The organism is Solimonas variicoloris DSM 15731 (assembly GCF_000382285.1).
GTDB classification, from domain to species: Bacteria; Pseudomonadota; Gammaproteobacteria; order Nevskiales; family Nevskiaceae; genus Solimonas; species Solimonas variicoloris.
Window position 1 is genome coordinate 409,326 of record NZ_KB907925.1, and the last position, 16,015, is coordinate 425,340.

The 16,015-nt window shown below is 70.2% G+C and carries 17 protein-coding genes; 4 read left to right on the top strand and 13 right to left on the bottom strand.

Annotated features, from left to right (window positions below; genetic code table 11):
* Positions 1–46 precede the first annotated feature (46 nt).
* On the top strand, positions 47–1,039 hold the full coding sequence (locus tag H149_RS0101990) for a flavin reductase (RefSeq protein ID WP_020648054.1): 993 nt from the start codon (positions 47–49) through the stop codon (positions 1,037–1,039).
* A gap of 25 nt (positions 1,040–1,064) precedes the next feature.
* On the opposite strand, the gene H149_RS0101995 is transcribed toward H149_RS0101990, so the two are convergent.
* The 12 genes from H149_RS0101995 to H149_RS0102050 all read right to left on the bottom strand — a co-directional run bounded on the left by H149_RS0101995 (position 1,065) and on the right by H149_RS0102050 (position 12,341).
* Positions 1,065–1,769 carry an EthD domain-containing protein gene (locus H149_RS0101995; RefSeq protein WP_020648055.1) on the bottom strand — a complete coding sequence of 235 codons (705 nt, stop codon included), beginning with the start codon at positions 1,767–1,769 and terminating at the stop codon, positions 1,065–1,067.
* Between the two features lie 40 nt (positions 1,770–1,809).
* On the bottom strand, positions 1,810–2,595 hold the full coding sequence (locus H149_RS0102000; RefSeq protein ID WP_020648056.1) for an SDR family oxidoreductase: 786 nt from the start codon (positions 2,593–2,595) through the stop codon (positions 1,810–1,812).
* Between the two features lie 215 nt (positions 2,596–2,810).
* Positions 2,811–3,989 (bottom strand): sulfotransferase family protein, encoded by a 1,179-nt coding sequence (locus H149_RS0102005; protein WP_020648057.1) that lies wholly within the window; start codon positions 3,987–3,989, stop codon positions 2,811–2,813.
* Positions 3,986–5,122 carry a DUF1214 domain-containing protein gene (locus H149_RS0102010; RefSeq protein WP_020648058.1) on the bottom strand — a complete coding sequence of 379 codons (1,137 nt, stop codon included), beginning with the start codon at positions 5,120–5,122 and terminating at the stop codon, positions 3,986–3,988. Before H149_RS0102010 ends, H149_RS0102005 begins: the two co-directional genes overlap by 4 nt.
* Before the next feature lie 126 nt (positions 5,123–5,248).
* On the bottom strand, positions 5,249–5,692 hold the full coding sequence (locus H149_RS0102015; protein WP_020648059.1) for a hypothetical protein: 444 nt from the start codon (positions 5,690–5,692) through the stop codon (positions 5,249–5,251).
* A gap of 4 nt (positions 5,693–5,696) precedes the next feature.
* Complete coding sequence (locus H149_RS0102020) at positions 5,697–6,314, bottom strand: LysE family translocator (RefSeq protein WP_020648060.1); 618 nt, start codon at positions 6,312–6,314, stop codon at positions 5,697–5,699.
* A gap of 23 nt (positions 6,315–6,337) precedes the next feature.
* On the bottom strand, positions 6,338–7,156 hold the full coding sequence (gene mutM / locus H149_RS0102025) for a bifunctional DNA-formamidopyrimidine glycosylase/DNA-(apurinic or apyrimidinic site) lyase (protein WP_020648061.1): 819 nt from the start codon (positions 7,154–7,156) through the stop codon (positions 6,338–6,340).
* Between the two features lie 85 nt (positions 7,157–7,241).
* Positions 7,242–8,138, bottom strand: coding sequence for a DUF4340 domain-containing protein (locus tag H149_RS0102030; RefSeq protein ID WP_020648062.1), 897 nt, complete (start codon positions 8,136–8,138; stop codon positions 7,242–7,244).
* A gap of 14 nt (positions 8,139–8,152) precedes the next feature.
* On the bottom strand, positions 8,153–9,541 hold the full coding sequence (locus H149_RS0102035) for a GldG family protein (RefSeq protein WP_020648063.1): 1,389 nt from the start codon (positions 9,539–9,541) through the stop codon (positions 8,153–8,155).
* 38 nt (positions 9,542–9,579) lie between these two features.
* The gene (locus H149_RS0102040) at positions 9,580–10,323 is read right to left on the bottom strand and encodes an ABC transporter permease (RefSeq protein ID WP_020648064.1); all 744 of its coding nucleotides are present in this window, start codon (positions 10,321–10,323) and stop codon (positions 9,580–9,582) included.
* A 67-nt stretch (positions 10,324–10,390) separates the two neighbouring features.
* Positions 10,391–11,332, bottom strand: a complete 942-nt coding sequence (locus tag H149_RS0102045; RefSeq protein WP_020648065.1) for an ABC transporter ATP-binding protein — start codon at positions 11,330–11,332, stop codon at positions 10,391–10,393.
* A 118-nt stretch (positions 11,333–11,450) separates the two neighbouring features.
* On the bottom strand, positions 11,451–12,341 hold the full coding sequence (locus H149_RS0102050) for a lysophospholipid acyltransferase family protein (RefSeq protein WP_020648066.1): 891 nt from the start codon (positions 12,339–12,341) through the stop codon (positions 11,451–11,453).
* A 223-nt stretch (positions 12,342–12,564) separates the two neighbouring features.
* On the opposite strand from H149_RS0102050, the gene dtd reads away from it, so the two are divergent.
* The 3 genes from dtd to H149_RS0102070 all read left to right on the top strand — a co-directional run bounded on the left by dtd (position 12,565) and on the right by H149_RS0102070 (position 14,248).
* Positions 12,565–13,005: a D-aminoacyl-tRNA deacylase gene (gene dtd, locus H149_RS0102055; RefSeq protein ID WP_020648067.1), complete on the top strand. Its 441-nt coding sequence runs from the start codon at positions 12,565–12,567 to the stop codon at positions 13,003–13,005.
* Between the two features lie 88 nt (positions 13,006–13,093).
* The gene (locus H149_RS19380) at positions 13,094–13,567 is read left to right on the top strand and encodes a c-type cytochrome (RefSeq protein WP_020648068.1); all 474 of its coding nucleotides are present in this window, start codon (positions 13,094–13,096) and stop codon (positions 13,565–13,567) included.
* A 6-nt stretch (positions 13,568–13,573) separates the two neighbouring features.
* Positions 13,574–14,248: a cytochrome b/b6 domain-containing protein gene (locus H149_RS0102070; RefSeq protein WP_020648069.1), complete on the top strand. Its 675-nt coding sequence runs from the start codon at positions 13,574–13,576 to the stop codon at positions 14,246–14,248.
* A gap of 7 nt (positions 14,249–14,255) precedes the next feature.
* On the opposite strand, the gene H149_RS0102075 is transcribed toward H149_RS0102070, so the two are convergent.
* Positions 14,256–15,947 (bottom strand): AMP-binding protein, encoded by a 1,692-nt coding sequence (locus H149_RS0102075; RefSeq protein ID WP_020648070.1) that lies wholly within the window; start codon positions 15,945–15,947, stop codon positions 14,256–14,258.
* Between the last annotated feature and the right edge of the window lie 68 nt (positions 15,948–16,015).

A 16,015-nucleotide genomic window follows, 5' to 3' on the forward strand; every position in this document is an offset into this window, starting at 1 on the left:
TCCGCCGCGCAGGCGCTTTTGTCCCGATCCCCCACGCGGTGCAGCGATGACAGCGCAGGTTTTCGATCCCACCGAATTTCGCAAGGCGCTCGGCACGTTCGCGACCGGCGTCACCATCATCACCACGCGCACCGCTGACGGCGCGCCGGTCGGCCTGACCGCCAACAGCTTCAACTCGGTCTCGCTGAGCCCGCCGCTGGTGCTGTGGAGCCTCGCCAACAGCTCGGCGAGCCTGGAGATCTTCCGCAAGGCCGAGCACTGGGCGGTGCACGTGCTGGCGACCGATCAGGAAGAACTGTCGGCGCGCTTCGCGCGGCGCGGCATCGACAAGTTCGCCGGGCTCGACGTCGACACCGGGCAGGGCGGCGTGCCGCTGCTGCGCGGCTGCGCGGCGCGCTTCGAGTGCCGCACGGCCTTCCAGTACGAGGGCGGTGACCATCTGATCTTCGTCGGCGAGGTGCTCGCCTTCGACCGCGCCGAGTCGGCGCCGCTGGTCTTCCACGGCGGCCGCTATGCGCACGCCACGCGCCGCGACGCGCCGGACGTCAAGCCGCGCAGCGCGCACCTGGCCGGCAGCTTCTCCGAGGATTTTCTCGGCTATCTGCTCGGCCGCAGCCATTTCCGCTTCTTCGCGCAGCTGCGGGCTGCGCTCGACGCACAGCACCTCAGCGACATGGAGTTCTACGTGCTGTCGACGCTGACGCTCAAGCCGCTGCTGACGGCGAGCGAACTCGCCGAGGGCATGGCCGGCGTGCTCGACGATCGCCGCAAGCAGGCGCTCGACTCGCTGGTCACCGCGGGGCTGGCGGCGACGCGCACCGGCGACGGCATCGCCTACGAACTGACGGCGCACGGCCGCGAGGTCGCGCTCGGCCTGATCTCGCGGGCCAAGGCCCTGGAGTCGCAGGTGCTCGAACGGCTCGGTCCGGACGCGCCGATCCTGAAGTCGCTGCTCAACCGCCTGCTCGGCGAGATCGACCCGACCGCCGCCGCGCTGTGGCAGGCGCCCGAGGCGGAGCGGCGGCGCTCGGCCGGCTGACCGCGCGCCGCCGCCGCGTTCCGGCTCAGAACATCGCGTACTGGCTGCTCGGGATCACGTCGATCGTGCCCGGGTCGATGAAGCGGTGCACGCTCGTCATCATGCGCTCGAGGTTGTGCTGGAACTTCGCCTCGTCGCCGGCTGCGTCGAAGAACACGTAGGGATCGCGCATCGCCGCCGCCGGGAAGCATTCCTCGACGACGGCGTCGATCGCCGGTGCGCCGGGCGTCAGCGCCCGCACGACGACGTTCTGCACGTACTCGAAGTTCGACTGCGTCTCGATGCCGACCGGCGTGTGGCCGTTGTGCCAGAGGTCCAGCCACTGCGCAGGGCTCAGCCGCGACGGCCGGCGCAGGATCGCCAGCTGCGCGAAGCCTGCCGTGCGCAGGCCCGGCTGCGGCGGATGCGCGCGATTGACGATGGCCTGCGATTCGGTGACGAGATAGGCCGCGTGGCGCGGGGCGCTCGCCGCGATCGCCGCGTCGATGTCGCGACGCAGGAAACCGATCGCGCTGTCGACCCAGACCTGCAGCAGCGCGTCCGGCGCCGGATCGAGGACGCGCTGGCGCAGGCCGTCGGCCTCGCGCACCGCGTCGTCGTCGAGGTTCAGGCGCAGGCCGCGCGCGCCGGCGGCCTGCAGCGCCGGTGCCAGCCGTTCGCGCAGGTCGGTGAAGAAGGCGCTGCGCGACTGCGCCGGATCGCGCCAGCCGAGATAGAGGATCTTTTCCATCGGCGGGCCGCCGCCGCAGCGGACGGCGGCCTCTCCCGGTTCAAGGCATGTAGGCGCCGCCGTTGGCATCGAGCGCGGCGCCGGTCACCGCCGCCGCGTAGTCGGACACCATGAACAGCGCCGCCTTGGCGCAATCGTCGTCGGTCGGAATCTCGCCGAGCGGAATGTCGGCGGCGACCTGCGCCTTGAGCTTTTCGAGCGGAATGCCGTGTTCCCTGGACTGCCATTCCATGTAGCCTTGCACCGGCGCGCCCCACATCCAGCCCATGTGCACGGAGTTGACGCGGATGCCCTTGGGGCCGAGTTCCTTGGCGAGCCACTTGACGGAGTTGGCGAGCGCCGCTTTCGACGCCGCATAGCCGGCTTCGCCGAGCGGCGGCACCTTGCGCACCGCCATGGTGTTGATCATGACGATCGCGCCGCCCTTGCCCATGTGCGGGATCGTCGCCTGCGTCAGGCGCAGCGTGCCGAGCAGATTGGTCTCGAGCACCTCGCGCCAGCCGTCGAGGTTGGCGGTCGAGGCGTGGTCCATCTCGCCGTGGTAGAAGGCGCTGTTGACCAGCGCGTCGACCTTGCCGAAGCGCTGTGCGGCGACGGCGGCGAGTGCGTCGCACTGCGCGCGCTGGGTGATGTCGCAGACCTGCTTGACGACCTCGGCCTTGACGCCGAGCGCCTTGATGCGCGCCTCGGCGTCGTCGAGCTTGTCGGCCGAGCGCGCCGCGACGACCACACCGCGCGCCCCTTCGCGCGCCGCCTCGATCGCCAGCTTCACGCCGAGTCCGGGGCCGATGCCGGATACGATCACCACCTTGTCCTTCAGCAGCATCTGAACGCTCCTCTGGTTTCGTCGTTGTTCTGGTGCGCCCACTGCCCTCGACATCGGGCAGAGGCGATAAAGAGCACGCTGCGCCCGAGCCGGCGCTGCTTCGGACAGGCCGCCGTCGCGACGCGCGCGGCGCCATCCGGTATTGCGCCGCTCGAGCGCGCGCCCGGCTCGGATTGCGGGTCGGTCTTCATCCTTCCCGCAATGACGGCGCGCGGCTAGGCCGTCGCCGGCGCGTCGATATGGCGTTCGCGATACGCCGCAAAGTCGCGGTCGAGCTGGGCGTCCGACAAGCCGAACTGCTCGGCCGTGTACTGATGACCGCCCTGATGCGACTTCTCGTCGGCGGCGAGCCAGGCGCGCATCGCCTGTTCGGCGTCGGCCGGCAGCGGCAGGCCGAGCCAGGCGTAGATGTCGCGCACCACATCCATCGGCCGCTTGACGGTGTCGCGGAACTGCACGTCGAAGAACTGCCGCGGCGCCGTCTGCCGCACCGCGTCGGTGTGATCGAGCGCCCGGCGCATCAGCGCGCTCCACTCGTGGCCGGCGCGCTCGGCGCTGGCCTGTTCGCTGTAGATGCACCACAGCGTGTGGATGAAACTCGAAATCGACGGAATGCTCTGGCGCGGATCGCGGTGCGTGAGGATCACCTGCGCTCCCGGGAACACCTTCAGCAGCAGGTGCATGCGCAGCAGGTGGTGCGGCGCCTTCAGCACCCAGCGTTCGGCCGTGACGCCGCGCTGGCGCTTCTGCCACTGCAGGAACTGCAGGCCGCGGCGCAGGAATTCGTAGACCGGCGTCTGATCCTGCGCGTCGAGCCACTGCATGTAGCCGGGAATGTCGGCGTAGGCGTTGTAGGCCGACATCATCGTGTGCTCGGTGAGCATCACTTCCTCGTCGGCCTCGTCGGCGTGCATCGGGTGCATCGCCGCCAGCTTCGGCATCGCCGTCGTCATCAGCTCGCACAGCGCGCGGCCTTCCTGGATGCGCAGCGTCGGCTCGGCCAGCGTCTCGCCGTCGAACGGCACCGGGAACTGCGATTCCCAGAACGACATCCAGTAGAAGCGCGGGTCGCGCGACAGCAGCCGGTGCAGCTTGGTCGTGCCGGTGCGCGGCAGGCCGACGATGACGATCGGCGCCGCGATCTTCTCCTGCGCGATCTCCGGATGCTTGGCGAAGTAGTCCTCGATGCGCAGACGATTGGTGAGCTGCGTGACGATCTTCTGGCGCAGCAGGTAGCGGCCGGTGTCGGACAGCTTCGCTTCCTGGTCGAGCGCGGCGCAGAGCCGGTCGAGCGCCGGGCGCAGCGGCGGTGCGCCGAAATCGGCCAGGCCGCCGGCGGCGGCGCGGGCATCGGCGATCAGTTCTTCGGGAACGAGGGTGGTGGCGTTGCTCATGCGGCGAGGGTCTGGTGGAGCTGGTCGTGCTTGACGACGGTGGTGACGGGATGGACCTGCTCGTGCGCGCCGACCCAGCGCAGGCACATCGTGCCGCGCTCATGGCCGGCGGTTTCGAGCCAATTCACGGTCTGGGTCGGGGCGTGCTGCGGGTCGCGGTGCGCGAGCACGATCGTGCAGCTGCCATCGGCGGCGAGCTGCGCGCTGTGCTTGTTGAGGTGGATGCGGTGGTAGCGGTAGTCGAGCGACTCCATCCACCAGTTGTTGATCTGCAGGTTCCAGAAGCGGCAGTCGGGAATGCGCGGCAAACGGATCACCAGCGCCTCGTCGGGCGCGAGCTGCCAGTACGAGTGATAGTAGAAGATGTTCGGATCGCCGCCGACGCTCTGGCACAGCGCCTGATCGGCGGGCGGCAGCTGGTTGGCGTGCGGCAGGTAGCTCTGCGCCCAGTTGGCGAACAGCGTCGCCGTGCCGTCGACGAAGCGCGCGGCGTTGCGCAGCCCGGCCTGCAGGCGCACGGCCGACAGCGGTGCCGGCTGGGCGTCGGTGCCGGTGCGCGCGATCGTCAGCTGCGCCGGCTTCTCGGTTTTGCGGTCGAGGAAGGTCTGGCGGACGATCACCGCGTTGCTGTCGGCCTCGATGCGCAGCCAGTCGCCGCTCGCCGGCTTCTCGGCGCTGACGCGAATCTCGAACTCGCCGTTCGGCCCCAGATGCAGATCCTTGGCGTCGATGAAGCCGGTCTGCTCCATCTTGCCGTTGGTTTCGTAGCCGCCCTTCTGCGTGCCGATCGACAGGTACGAAACGCTGCCGCGGGTGCCGCGGATCACGTATTCGTGGCGGCCGTTGATCTTGGCGAACAGGTAGGCGTTGTCCGGATTGTCGGCGCCGATCTTGCCGGTCTCGTGCGAGGGCAGGAAGAAGCCCGGGAAATCGGCATCGGCGAATTCCAGGTGCATCTCCAGACCGATGCGCAGCAGCCGCGTCAGATAGCGCCAGCCCTCGGCGCGGTCGAGCGCGTCGGCCGGCGCCTCGGGACGCAGGACCTGACGGCCGGCCTGTTTCAGCGCCTCGCAGAATTCATCCCAGACCGCGCCCGAGACCACGTCGCGCACGGCGCTTTCGTCGCTGTTCATCGCCCGGTTCTCCTCGTTCGCTCGGCACGCTCGTTGAGCGATCGACAGTAGGACCGTCGCCAGGCAGCGACTTCATCTGTTTGAACTAGGCTGGGCGCGCCGCGCGCGCGGCGCGTGTGCGCAGCGTCAGTGCGCCGTCAGGCGCGGCCGCAGCCATAGCAGCGGCGGCAGCATCGCCAGCGCCGCGACGAGGTCGGCGACCAGGCCCGGCGTGAAGCCGAAATTCAGGCACAGCGCTAGATCGAGCGGCAGCCAGGTGAGCACGGCGTAGATCAGCGCATCGCAGGCCCAGCGCCGGCCCTCGCGCAGACCACGGCGGACCAGAAACCAGGCGAGCAGGCCCCAGCTCGCCAGCGTCGGGCCGAAGGCGGCGACCCAGAAACGCGCGCTCGCGGTGGCATCGCCGGGCGCCGGCAGCCAGACGTCGAGCGCGTTGCCGTAGAGCACGACGAACGGCAGCGCGAGTCCGCCGACGACATGGAGCAGCGCCAGCGCTTCGAGCCAGCGGCAGGCGTTGCGGCCGGCGAGATCGAGGCCGCTGCGCGGCAGCGGAGGCCAGGGACGTGCCATCGTTTCAGCTCCGGCTCGCGGCGAGCTTGAGACCGAACAGCACGAACACGCCGCCGCTGCTGCGGTCCAGCGCGCGCACTGCGGCCGGGCGCGCCAGCCAGCGGCCGAGCGGCCGGGTCGCCAGCGTCAGCAGGCCGAACCAGAGCAGGCCGAGAACGGCGTGAATGCCGGCGAGCAGCGTACTGAAGGCAACGACGTCGACGCCGGCCGGCACGAACTGCGGCAGGAAGCTGACGTAGAACACGCCGACCTTGGGGTTCAGCAGATTGGTCAGCAGGCCGCGCGCGAAACCCGTGCCGCGCGGCGGCGCGGCGGCGTCGACCGGCAGCGCGTCGCGCGGCCGCAGCAGCAGCTGCGCGCCGAGCCACAGCAGGTAGGCGGCCCCGGCGAGGCGCAGCGCCTCGTAGGCCAGCGTCGACACCGCGAACAGCGCGCCGAGGCCGAGCGCGACGGCCAGACCCCAGAGCAGGCAGCCGGCGCAGATGCCGGCGCCGGCGAGCAGCGCGCGGCGCGGTCCTTCGGCGATCGCCGTGCGCAGCACGAGCAGGGTGTCGAGGCCGGGCGTGATCGTCAGCAGGCCGGCGGCGGCGGTGAACATCAACAGGGTGGGCAGCGTGGTCATGGGCGGATGCTTCGAACGCGCGCTCAGCGCTGGCACTGCGGACAGTAGCAGGACGCGCGGCCGCCGAGCACGAGGCCCTTGATGGTGGTGCCGCAGACCCGGCACGGCTCGCCGTCGCGGCCGTAGACGGACAGTTCCTGCTGGAAGTAGCCGGACGCGCCGTCGGCGCCGGCGAAGTCGCGCAGCGTCGTGCCGCCGCGTTCGATCGCCTCGGCAAGCACTTCGCGAATCTTGTCGGCGAGCCGTGCGCACTCGGCGCGCGTCAGCCGGCCGGTGCGTCGCGTCGGCCGGATGCCGGCGCGGAACAGGCTTTCGGCGGCGTAGATGTTGCCGGCGCCGACCACGATGTGGCCGTCCATCACGAAGTGCTTCACCGCGACGCTGCGGCCGCGCGACTTGCGGAACAGGTAGTCGCCGTCGAAAGCCGGATCGAAGGGCTCGGGCCCCATGCCGGCGAGCAGCGGGTGGACGTTCTCGTCGCGCGACCACCACAGCACGGCGCCGAAGCGGCGCGGGTCATGAAAGCGGATCAGGGTGTCGCCGTCGAGCAGGAAATCGACGTGATCGTGCTTGACCAGCGGCTGTGCCGGATCAAGCACTAGCAGGCGGCCGGTCATGCCGAGGTGCCAGATCATGCGGTCGCCCGAATCGAGCGTGACGATCAGGTACTTGCCGCGCCGCGCGATGCGTTCGATGCGGCGATTGGCGGCGTCGTGCGCCAGATTCGCCGGCACCGGCCAGCGCAGCCGCGCGTCGCGCACCGTGACGCGCGCGATGCGCCGGCCGCAAACGTAGGGCTCGAGGCCGCGGCGAACGGTTTCGACTTCGGGAAGCTCGGGCATGGCGGATCGTCAATCGGGATCGCGGCCCGGAAAACAATGCGGCCCGCGTCAGCGGGCCGCATTGTTTCACGAAACGACGGGTCGTTCAGGGCTTGTCCGGTGCCGGTGCCGGTGTCGCGGCGCCCGCGGCGTCGGCCGGCGGCGGCGCTTCGGTCAGTTTCAGCAGCGTGTCGGCGTCGGCCTTCGACAGCGAGTAGCGCAGCTTCAGCTCGGGGCGGTCGAGGATCAGCTGCGGCTCGCGCGACACCAGCACCAGATGCACGGCGGCGCCGTCCTTCAGCGTCAGCGTGACCGGCTCGCCCTGGCCGCCGTCGGCCGGCATCTTGGCGTTCCACATCGCGCGTGCCTTGCGCCAGGCCTCGGTGAAGCGGGCCAGCGCGTCGCTCGAGGCCTCGGCAGTGGCCGGATTCGCGCTCCAGGTCTTGCCGTCGGCGGCGCGCTCGACCGTCAGCCCCGGCACCTCGATCTTCTGCAGCTCGGCGCTCGCCGGCAGCAGATCCTTGGCGACCAGATCGCTGTAGTCGGCGTCGACGGCGGTCGACGACGGGTCGTCGATCAGCGCGACCGTATCGCCAACGCGCACGTAGCGGCGGTATTCGAGCGGTTCCATGTCGCCGAAGTCGAGCTTCTGCTCGTTCAGCGTGACGCTGAACTGCGGCGGGTCGAGCTTGAGCTCGCCGAGCTTGACCTCGGCGAGCGGCAGCTTGCGCTTGGTCTCCTGCGTCGCAAGGCTGACCAGCGAGGCGACTTCGAACGGATCGGTCTCGGCCTGCACCGGCGCGGTCAGCTGCCAGCGCCCGGCCTGCTTTTCGAGCTGGATCGTCGGCTGGCCCGGATGCTCGATGCGGATCGACTTCACGGCGTCGGCCGCCAGCGCGGTCAGCGGCGCGCCCTTTTCTTCCTTCTTCTGCGTGAAGTAGAGCGCCGCGGCGAGGCCGGCGACGACCAGCACGAGGACGGCGTTGAGCTGCATGCGGTTCATCGCGTTCTCCCGCTTCAGCGGCGCCGGCGCACGGCCCAGCGCAGCACGCCGTAGCCGAGCAGCAGCAGCGGCAGCAGCACCACGAAGCCGCCGGCGATCGCCAGCGTCGCCCAGCCCGGCAGATACAGCGCGCGGTCCGGAGCCTTCGGCACGTCGATGTTCAGCTGCGCGTCGCGGCTGGCGAGCCACTGCACGAGGTTGAGGCCGAGCTGCTGGTTGCCGAGCTGGTCGAGATAGGCGTCGGACAGGAAGTCGGCGTCGCCGATCAGCGCCACGCGCTGCGGGTGCGCCTGCATTTCCGGGGCGGCGTCCTGTTTCGCGTCGGGCGTGGCAGCTGCGGCGGCCGGCTGGTAATCGCGCGTCAGCGTCGCGCCGATCGTCAGCGGGCCCTTGATGTCCTGGTCGTCGAACTGCACGGCGCCGGCGTTGATGTCGCCGGTTTCGAGCCAGGCCGAGTCCGCGGTCTGCAGCAGCGGCTGCGCCTTCCAGGCACCGGCCGGCGCGGTCGTCAGCGAGCGCACCAGCGGGAACAGCGTGACCATGTCCAGGCCCTGCGTCACCGGGTTCGGCGGATAGTCGATCGCGGCGAAGAAGCCGGGGTGGCCGGTGCCGAGAATCTGGTAGTCCGGGAAGATCGCGTAGCCGTTCTGCCAGCTGATGCCCAGTTCCTTGGCGAGCGGCTCGAGGCCCGGCGCGTAATCGGGGTCGGCCAGCCACAGCACGTTGCCGCCGTGCGCGACGTAGTCGGCGACGATCTGCGCCTCGCCTTCGAGCAGCTTCGAGGCCGGCGAGGCGATCACCAGCACGCTGGTGTTGTCCGGGATCTTCGGGGTCTTGACCAGGTTGAGGCCCTGGACCTTGAGGCCCTTGTCCTTCAGCGCCTGCGCGAAGCGGCTGAACGAGGTCGGGCCGGGCTCGGCGGTCGAGCGCTCGCCGTGGCCTTCGAGGAACACCACCCACTGTTCGCCGCCGTAGGCGAGGCGCTGCAGCGCGGTGGTGATCGCCGGCTCGGTCGTCGCGTTCAGCGTCTCGCGGCGGCCCTGGTACTCGGCGACGATCTGGCCGACGTAGTTGACGTTGAACTCGCGGACCTTCTGCGGCGAGGCGCTCGGGTCGATGAAGTCGAGCTCGATGTTCTTCTTGACCCGCGTGTAGCGTTCGAGATCGGCTTCGATCGCGTGGCGCGTGTCGGCGCCGCTCGGCGCGAACACGTGGAAGACGATCGGATCGGGCATCGACTCGAGCTGCTTGACGCTCGCTGCGGTCAGCGTGTTGCGCTTGCCGGCGGTCCAGTCGATGTCGGCCTTGAAGCGCACCGACAGGAAGCCGAGCAGCACGATCACCGCGAGGATCAGCAGACCGTTGAACAGCTGCTGCGCAAGGATTTGCTTCTTCTGTTTCATGGCGTTCTTTCTTGGGAGTCTCGTGGGCGTCGGGCGGTCTAGTTGCGCTCGATGTCGAGGCGCAGCACCGTCAGCCACAGGAACAGGGCCGAGAACAGGAAGTAGTAGACGACGTCGGCGGTCGCGAACACGCCGCGGCGCAGACTCTCGAAGTGATCGATCAGCGACAGGTAGCTGAAGACTTCCTTGAACGGCACGCTGTCGTTGTAGGCGAGGATGTTGGACAGCCAGATCACCAGCAGCAGGCCGAAGCTGGCGACCGCGGCGATCGTCGGCTCGCGCGTCAGCGACGACACGAACAGGCCGGCCGCGGCGAACGCCATCATCAGCAGGAACAGACCGACCAGGCCGGCGGCGACGCGGCCCCAGTCCATGTCCGTCGACCACGCCAGCGACAGCGGCATCAGCGCCATCAGCACGACCACGACGGCGATGAAGCCGAGCACGCCGAGAAACTTGCCGAGCACGATCTCGGTCAGCGACACCGGTGCCGAGAACAGCAGCGTGATGCTGCCGGTCTTCCGCTCTTCGGCGAACAGCCGCATCGTCATCAGCGGGATGATCAGCAGCAGCAGCACGGTGGCGAAGCCGTACAACGAGCCGGCGACGACGTCGGAGACGCCGAGCTCGCTGCCGTCAGCGGCCGCCGCCGCGTACTGCGCGATCAGGTTGATGAAGACGAAGCCGGTGATGAACTGGACGACGGCGAGCACCGCCCAGGCGAGCGGCGACAGGAAGATGCGGCGCCACTCGGTGCGCGCGATGTTGAAAATGGCAGTCATGACGCGATGCCCTGGACGTTGCGAAGGGGGTGGCTGGCGAAGCGGACGGCGGTGTGCGGCACGGCGCTCATGCGGCGGCCCTCAGGTCGCCGGACGTCAGCTCGACGAAGATCTCCTCCAGCGTGCGCTGCTGCGCGTGCAGCTCGATCAGGCCCCAGTCGTTCTGCGCTGCGGCCTTGGCGATCGCCTCGCGCGGGTCGGCGCCCTTGCGCGGGGTGACGAGGAAGCGGTCGCCGCCGAGCGGGCTGGCGCCATCGACACCGTCGATGCCGGCGAGCTGCACGGCCTGCGGCGCGCGCTTGAAGCCGGCGATGATCGAGGCGTCGCCCTGCGTCGCCGCCATCGGCTCGTTGTAGACCACCAGGCCGCGGGCGATGATCATCACGCGACTGCACACCGCCTGGATCTCCGGCAGGATGTGGCTCGACAGGATCACGCTGTGACTCTTGCCGAGATCGGCGATCAGGGTGCGGATCTCGCGGATCTGGATCGGGTCGAGGCCGACGGTCGGCTCGTCGAGGATCACCACCGGCGGGCGATGGATGATCGCCTGGGCGATGCCGACGCGCTGCTGATAGCCCTTCGACAGATTGCCGACCAGCCGCCCGCCGACATCGGCGAGGCCGCAGTCGCGCTTGGCCGAGGCCAGCGCCGCCGGCAGGTCCTTCTTGCCGATGCCGTGCAGGCTGGCGCAATAGCCGAGGTATTCGTCGACCGTCAGTTCCGGATAGACCGGCGGCTGCTCGGGCAGGTAGCCGAGCGCGCTTTTCGCCAGTCTCGGCTGCTCGCGCATCGACACGCCGCGGATGCGGACGTCGCCGTCGCTCGGCGCCAGGTTGCCGGTCAGCATCTTCATCGTCGTCGACTTGCCGGCGCCGTTCGGGCCGAGCAGGCCGAGGATCTCGCCCTTGCGCAGGGTCAGGTCGAGCCGGTTGACGGCGACCGTCGGGCCGTAGCGCCGGGTCAGGCCGCGCGCTTCGATCAGGACTTCGTTCGCTTCTGTGTCCATGCGTTTTCGTTCGTGTCCCAGGGAAAGGTCTTTATCTTCGGAGGTTGGCGGGGGAGCCACAAAATCGCAGCCAGTGACCGCCCGGCGGCGCCGCGAGTTCCCTCACCTTACAAAATTGTCAGCTTTCCGACGTCGCCGCGAGCCGGTACGGATTCGGCTGTCCGTCTGGCTGGTGGCGATAGCGCTCGTAGGCCCACCAGTACTGCTCGGGCAGGGCCCGGATCACCGCCTCGACGCCGCGGTTCAGCGCCGCCACGCCGGTCTGCGGATCGGCGATGTCGGCCGGCGCCGGCGACAGATGGAAGCGGTAGCCGCGCCCGCGCGGCAGACGCTCGGCGATGCAGAACCAGACCGGCGCGCCGCTGCGCGCGGCGAGCTTGGTGACCAGTTCGGTGGTGTGCGCGGTCATGCCGAACAGCGGTGCGTAGACGCCGGCGCCGCGCGGCGGGTCGTGGTCCGGCAGGATGCCGATCATCTCCTGGTTCCTGAGCGCGGCGAGCAGCGCCTTGACGCCGGCGCCGGTGGTCGGCACCAGCCGCGCGCCGAGTCGCGTGCGGCCATCGTACATGATGGCGTCGACCGTGCCCTTCTGCGGCTTGTAGAGCGAGGTCATCGGCCCGTGCGCCGAGCAGAACAGGCCGGCCAGTTCCCAGGCGCCGATGTGCGGGCACAGCCAGATCACGCCGCGCCCCTGCGCGCGCAGCGCCTCGACCTGACGCGCCGCCGCCGGATCGTCGAGCCAGCGCTCCAGCCGCCGGCGGCGGCCGAACCACAGGGCCGGCGCTTCGAGCACGGCCTTGAACATGTGGCCGAGGCTGGCGCGGGCGATGCGCTCGCGCTCGCCGGCGCCCAGTTCCGGCAGGCAGTGGTCGAGATGCCACAGCGTCAGCCGCCGCTGCTTGTTCGGCACGCGCCACAGCAGGGCGCCGACGGCGGCGCCGAGGCCGTGCAGCAGCCATAGCGGGGCGGCGCCGGACGCGCGGATCAGGAAGCGGAGCCACGATTTCATGGCGCGCGATTGTAAAGTCGCCGGCGAAGCGGCTGCGAGCGGCGCGCGGCCCGGCAAGAAGGGGCCCGCCCGGTGAAGGGCGGGGCCAGGCATGGAAATCCAAGGAGCCGCCGCACGGGGAGCGCGACGGCACCGCCAGCTTAGGCCCGGCGCGCCCGTCGCGGCAGCGTGCGCCGGGGCCACGCGCTGTAGGAAAATCGAAGGTCGGCACGCAGGAGAGCGCATGATCGGTTTGTTGCAGCGGGTTCGCGAGGCATCGGTGAGCGTCGACGGCGAGCGCGTCGCCGCGATCGGCGGCGGCCTGCTGGTGCTGGTCGGCGTGCAGCCGGACGATAGCGAAGCCAGCGCCGCGCGCCTGCTCGAACGCCTGCTCGGCTATCGCGTGTTCGCCGACGGCGAGGGCCGCATGAACCGTTCGCTGCGCGACACCGGCGGCGGCCTGCTGCTGGTGCCGCAGTTCACGCTCGCCGCCGACACGCGCAGCGGCACGCGCCCCGGCTTTTCGACCGCGGCGCCGCCGCCGCTGGCGCGGGCGCTGTTCGCGCGGCTCGTCGAACTGGCGCGTGCCGCGCATGCCGACGTCGGCAGCGGCCGCTTCGGCGCCGACATGCAGGTCGCGCTCGTCAACGACGGACCGGTGACGTTCTGGCTCGAGGCCCGCTGAAGATCGCAGTCAGGTATCTGCTAGACAAATGATGCAATCCCGCCGCAAGCTTTCACCCATCTGCACAACCCACCAAGGAAACCGCCCGATGAAACGCCCGATCCTCGCCCTCGCCGCCGCCCCGATGCTGGTCTTCGCCGTCACCGCCTGCGGTGGCAAGCCGCTCGATCCCGCCGTCAAGAAGGCGATGGACGAGCGCCATGAAGGCTTCGAGGCGATGGGCGACGCGATGAAGAAGATCGCCGACACGCTCAAGGGCGGCGGCAGCCTCAATCCGGAACTCGCCGCCGCGGCGGGCAAGATCAACGAGCTCGCGCCGCAGCTGAAGGACTGGTTCCCGGCCGGCTCGGGCCCGGAGAGCGGCCGCAAGACCGGCGCCAAGCCCGAGATCTGGCAGCAGCCGGAAGTCTTCGCCGAAAAGCGCGAGGCCTTCGTCGCCGCCGCCGCCAAGCTCGCCGAGACGGCCGGCGCCAACGATGCCGCGGCGTTCGCGACGCAGGTCGGCGAGCTTGGCAAGACCTGCAAAGGCTGCCACGAGCAGTTCCGCAACAAGGACCACTGAGTCGCCGTGGCACTCCCGGAACTCAAGCCGCAGCGTCTCTGGGACCTGCCGGTCCGGCTGACGCACTGGGCGCTGCTGGCGCTCGTGCTGTTCTCGTGGTGGAGCGGCGAGAACGGCGAGCTGGCCTGGCATCGCTATTCCGGCTATGCGGTGCTGGCGCTGCTGCTGTTCCGCCTCTACTGGGGCTTCGCCGGCAGCAGCAGCGCGCGCTTCCGCGGCTTCGTGCGCGGTCCGCGTGCGGTCGCCGCCTATGCGCGTGGCCTGTTCGCGCGGCCGGCGCCGGCCAGCGTCGGGCACAACCCGATGGGGGGCTGGAGCGTGCTCGCGCTGCTGGCGGTGCTGCTCGCGCAGACCGGCAGCGGCTTGTTCGCGGTCGACACCGACGGCCTCGAATCGGGGCCGCTGTCGCACTGGCTGTCGTTCTCGGCCGGCCGTGCGGCGGCCGAATTCCACGAGCTTTGTTTCGACGCCCTGCTGGCGCTGGTCGGCCTGCATGTCGCCGCGATCGCGTTCTACGCCGTCTACCGGCGCGAGAACCTGGTCGCGGCGATGCTCGGCGGCCGCAAGCGCCTGCCGCCCGGCGCCGCCGACGGCCTGCGTTTCGCGCCCTTGTGGAAAGCGGCGCTCGGCCTCGCCGGCGCCGCGCTGCTGGTCGTCGCAATCGTCCGCGGGCTCGGCTAGCCGGTCGCTAGTCGGCGCCGAGCTCGCGGAAGTCCTGCTCCCAGTACTCGCCGGGCCGGCGCGCGTCGTCGCGCGCCGTGCCTTCGAGGCGGCGCAGCTCGACGCGGCGGATCTTGCCGGAGATGGTCTTCGGCAGCTCGTAGAACTCGATGCGGCGCACGCGCTGGTACGGCGCCAGCCGCTGACGCGCGAACTGCAGGATGTCGCGTGCCAGCTCGCGGCTCGGCGCATGCCCGTCGCGCAGCACGATGAAGGCCTTGGGCACCGCCAGGCGCAGCGGGTCGGGACTCGGCACCACCGCGGCCTCGGCGATCGCCGGGTGCTCGATCAGCGCGCTTTCCAGCTCGAACGGACTGATGCGGTAGTCGGAGGCCTTGAACACGTCGTCGGCGCGGCCGACGTAGGTGTAGTAGCCGTCGGCGTCGCGCATCGCCACGTCGCCGGTGCGGTACCAGCCGTCGCGCATCACCGCCGCGGTCTTGTCGGCATCGTCGAGATAGCCCTGCATCAGCGCCGCCGGTCGCGGTTCGAGCGCGATCGCGATCTCGCCTTCGTCGGCCGGCCGGCCGTCGACGTCGAGCAGGGCGATGCGGTAGCCCGGCAGCGGCCGGCCCATCGAGCCGGGCTTCAGCGGCTGGCCCGGCGGATTGCCGATCTGCGCGGTGGTCTCGGTCTGTCCGTAGCCGTCGCGGATCGTCAGACCCCAGGCGCGGCGCACGCGCTCGATGATCTCCGGATTCAGCGGCTCGCCGGCGCCGATCAGCTCGCGCAGCTGCACCGGCCAGGCGCCGAGATCCTGCTGCACGAGCATGCGCCACACGGTCGGCGGTGCGCACAGTGAGCTCACGCCGCAGCGCACCAGCACGTCGAGCACGGCGCGGGCGTCGAAGCGGTTGTAGTTGTAGATGAAGATCGTCGCGCCGGCGGTCCACGGCGCGAAGAAACAGCTCCACGCGTGCTTGGCCCAGCCCGGCGAGCTGATGTTGTAGTGCAGCGCGCCCGGCTGCAGGCCGAGCCAGTACATCGTCGACAGGTGGCCGACCGGATAGCTGCGATGTGTGTGCAGCACCAGCTTCGGCTTCGAGGTGGTGCCCGAGGTGAAGTACAGCAGCAGCGGATCGTCGGCCTGCGTCGCGCCGTCCGCGGCGAACGTCGCCGGCGCCGTGTAGGCGTCCTCGAACGGCCGCCAGCCTGCGGCGGCGCCGCCGACCGCCAGGCCGGTGAACTGCCCGGCGTACGGCGCGAACTTCGCGGTCTCGGCCGCGGCGGCGATCACGAAGCGCGCGTGGCCGCGCTGCAGGCGGTCGGCGAGATCGTCGCTCGACAGCAGCAGCGTCGCCGGGATCAGCACCGCGCCGAGCTTCATGGCGGCGAGCATCGTCTCCCACAGCGCGACGTGGTTCGGCAGCATCACCAGGATGCGGTCGCCGCGGCGCACGCCGAGCGCGCGCAGATGGTTGGCGACCTGGTTCGAGCGCGCCGACATCTGCCGCCACGAGCGCTTCAGCTCGCGGCCGTCCTCCTCGACCAGCCACAGCGCCGGCGCGTCGTTGTCGCGCGCGACGACGTCGAAATAGTCGAGCGCCCAGTTGAAGTCCGGCAGCGCCGGCCAGCGGAACTCGCGCGCCGCGGTCTGGTAATCCTCGCGCAGCGCCAGCAGCTGGTCGCGCGCCTGCAGGAATGCATCGCTGCCTGTCATCGTGTCCGGCTCCTGATCATGTGTGGATGCGAAGTCCTGGCGAAGATAGCGCACGCGCCGCGCGCCGC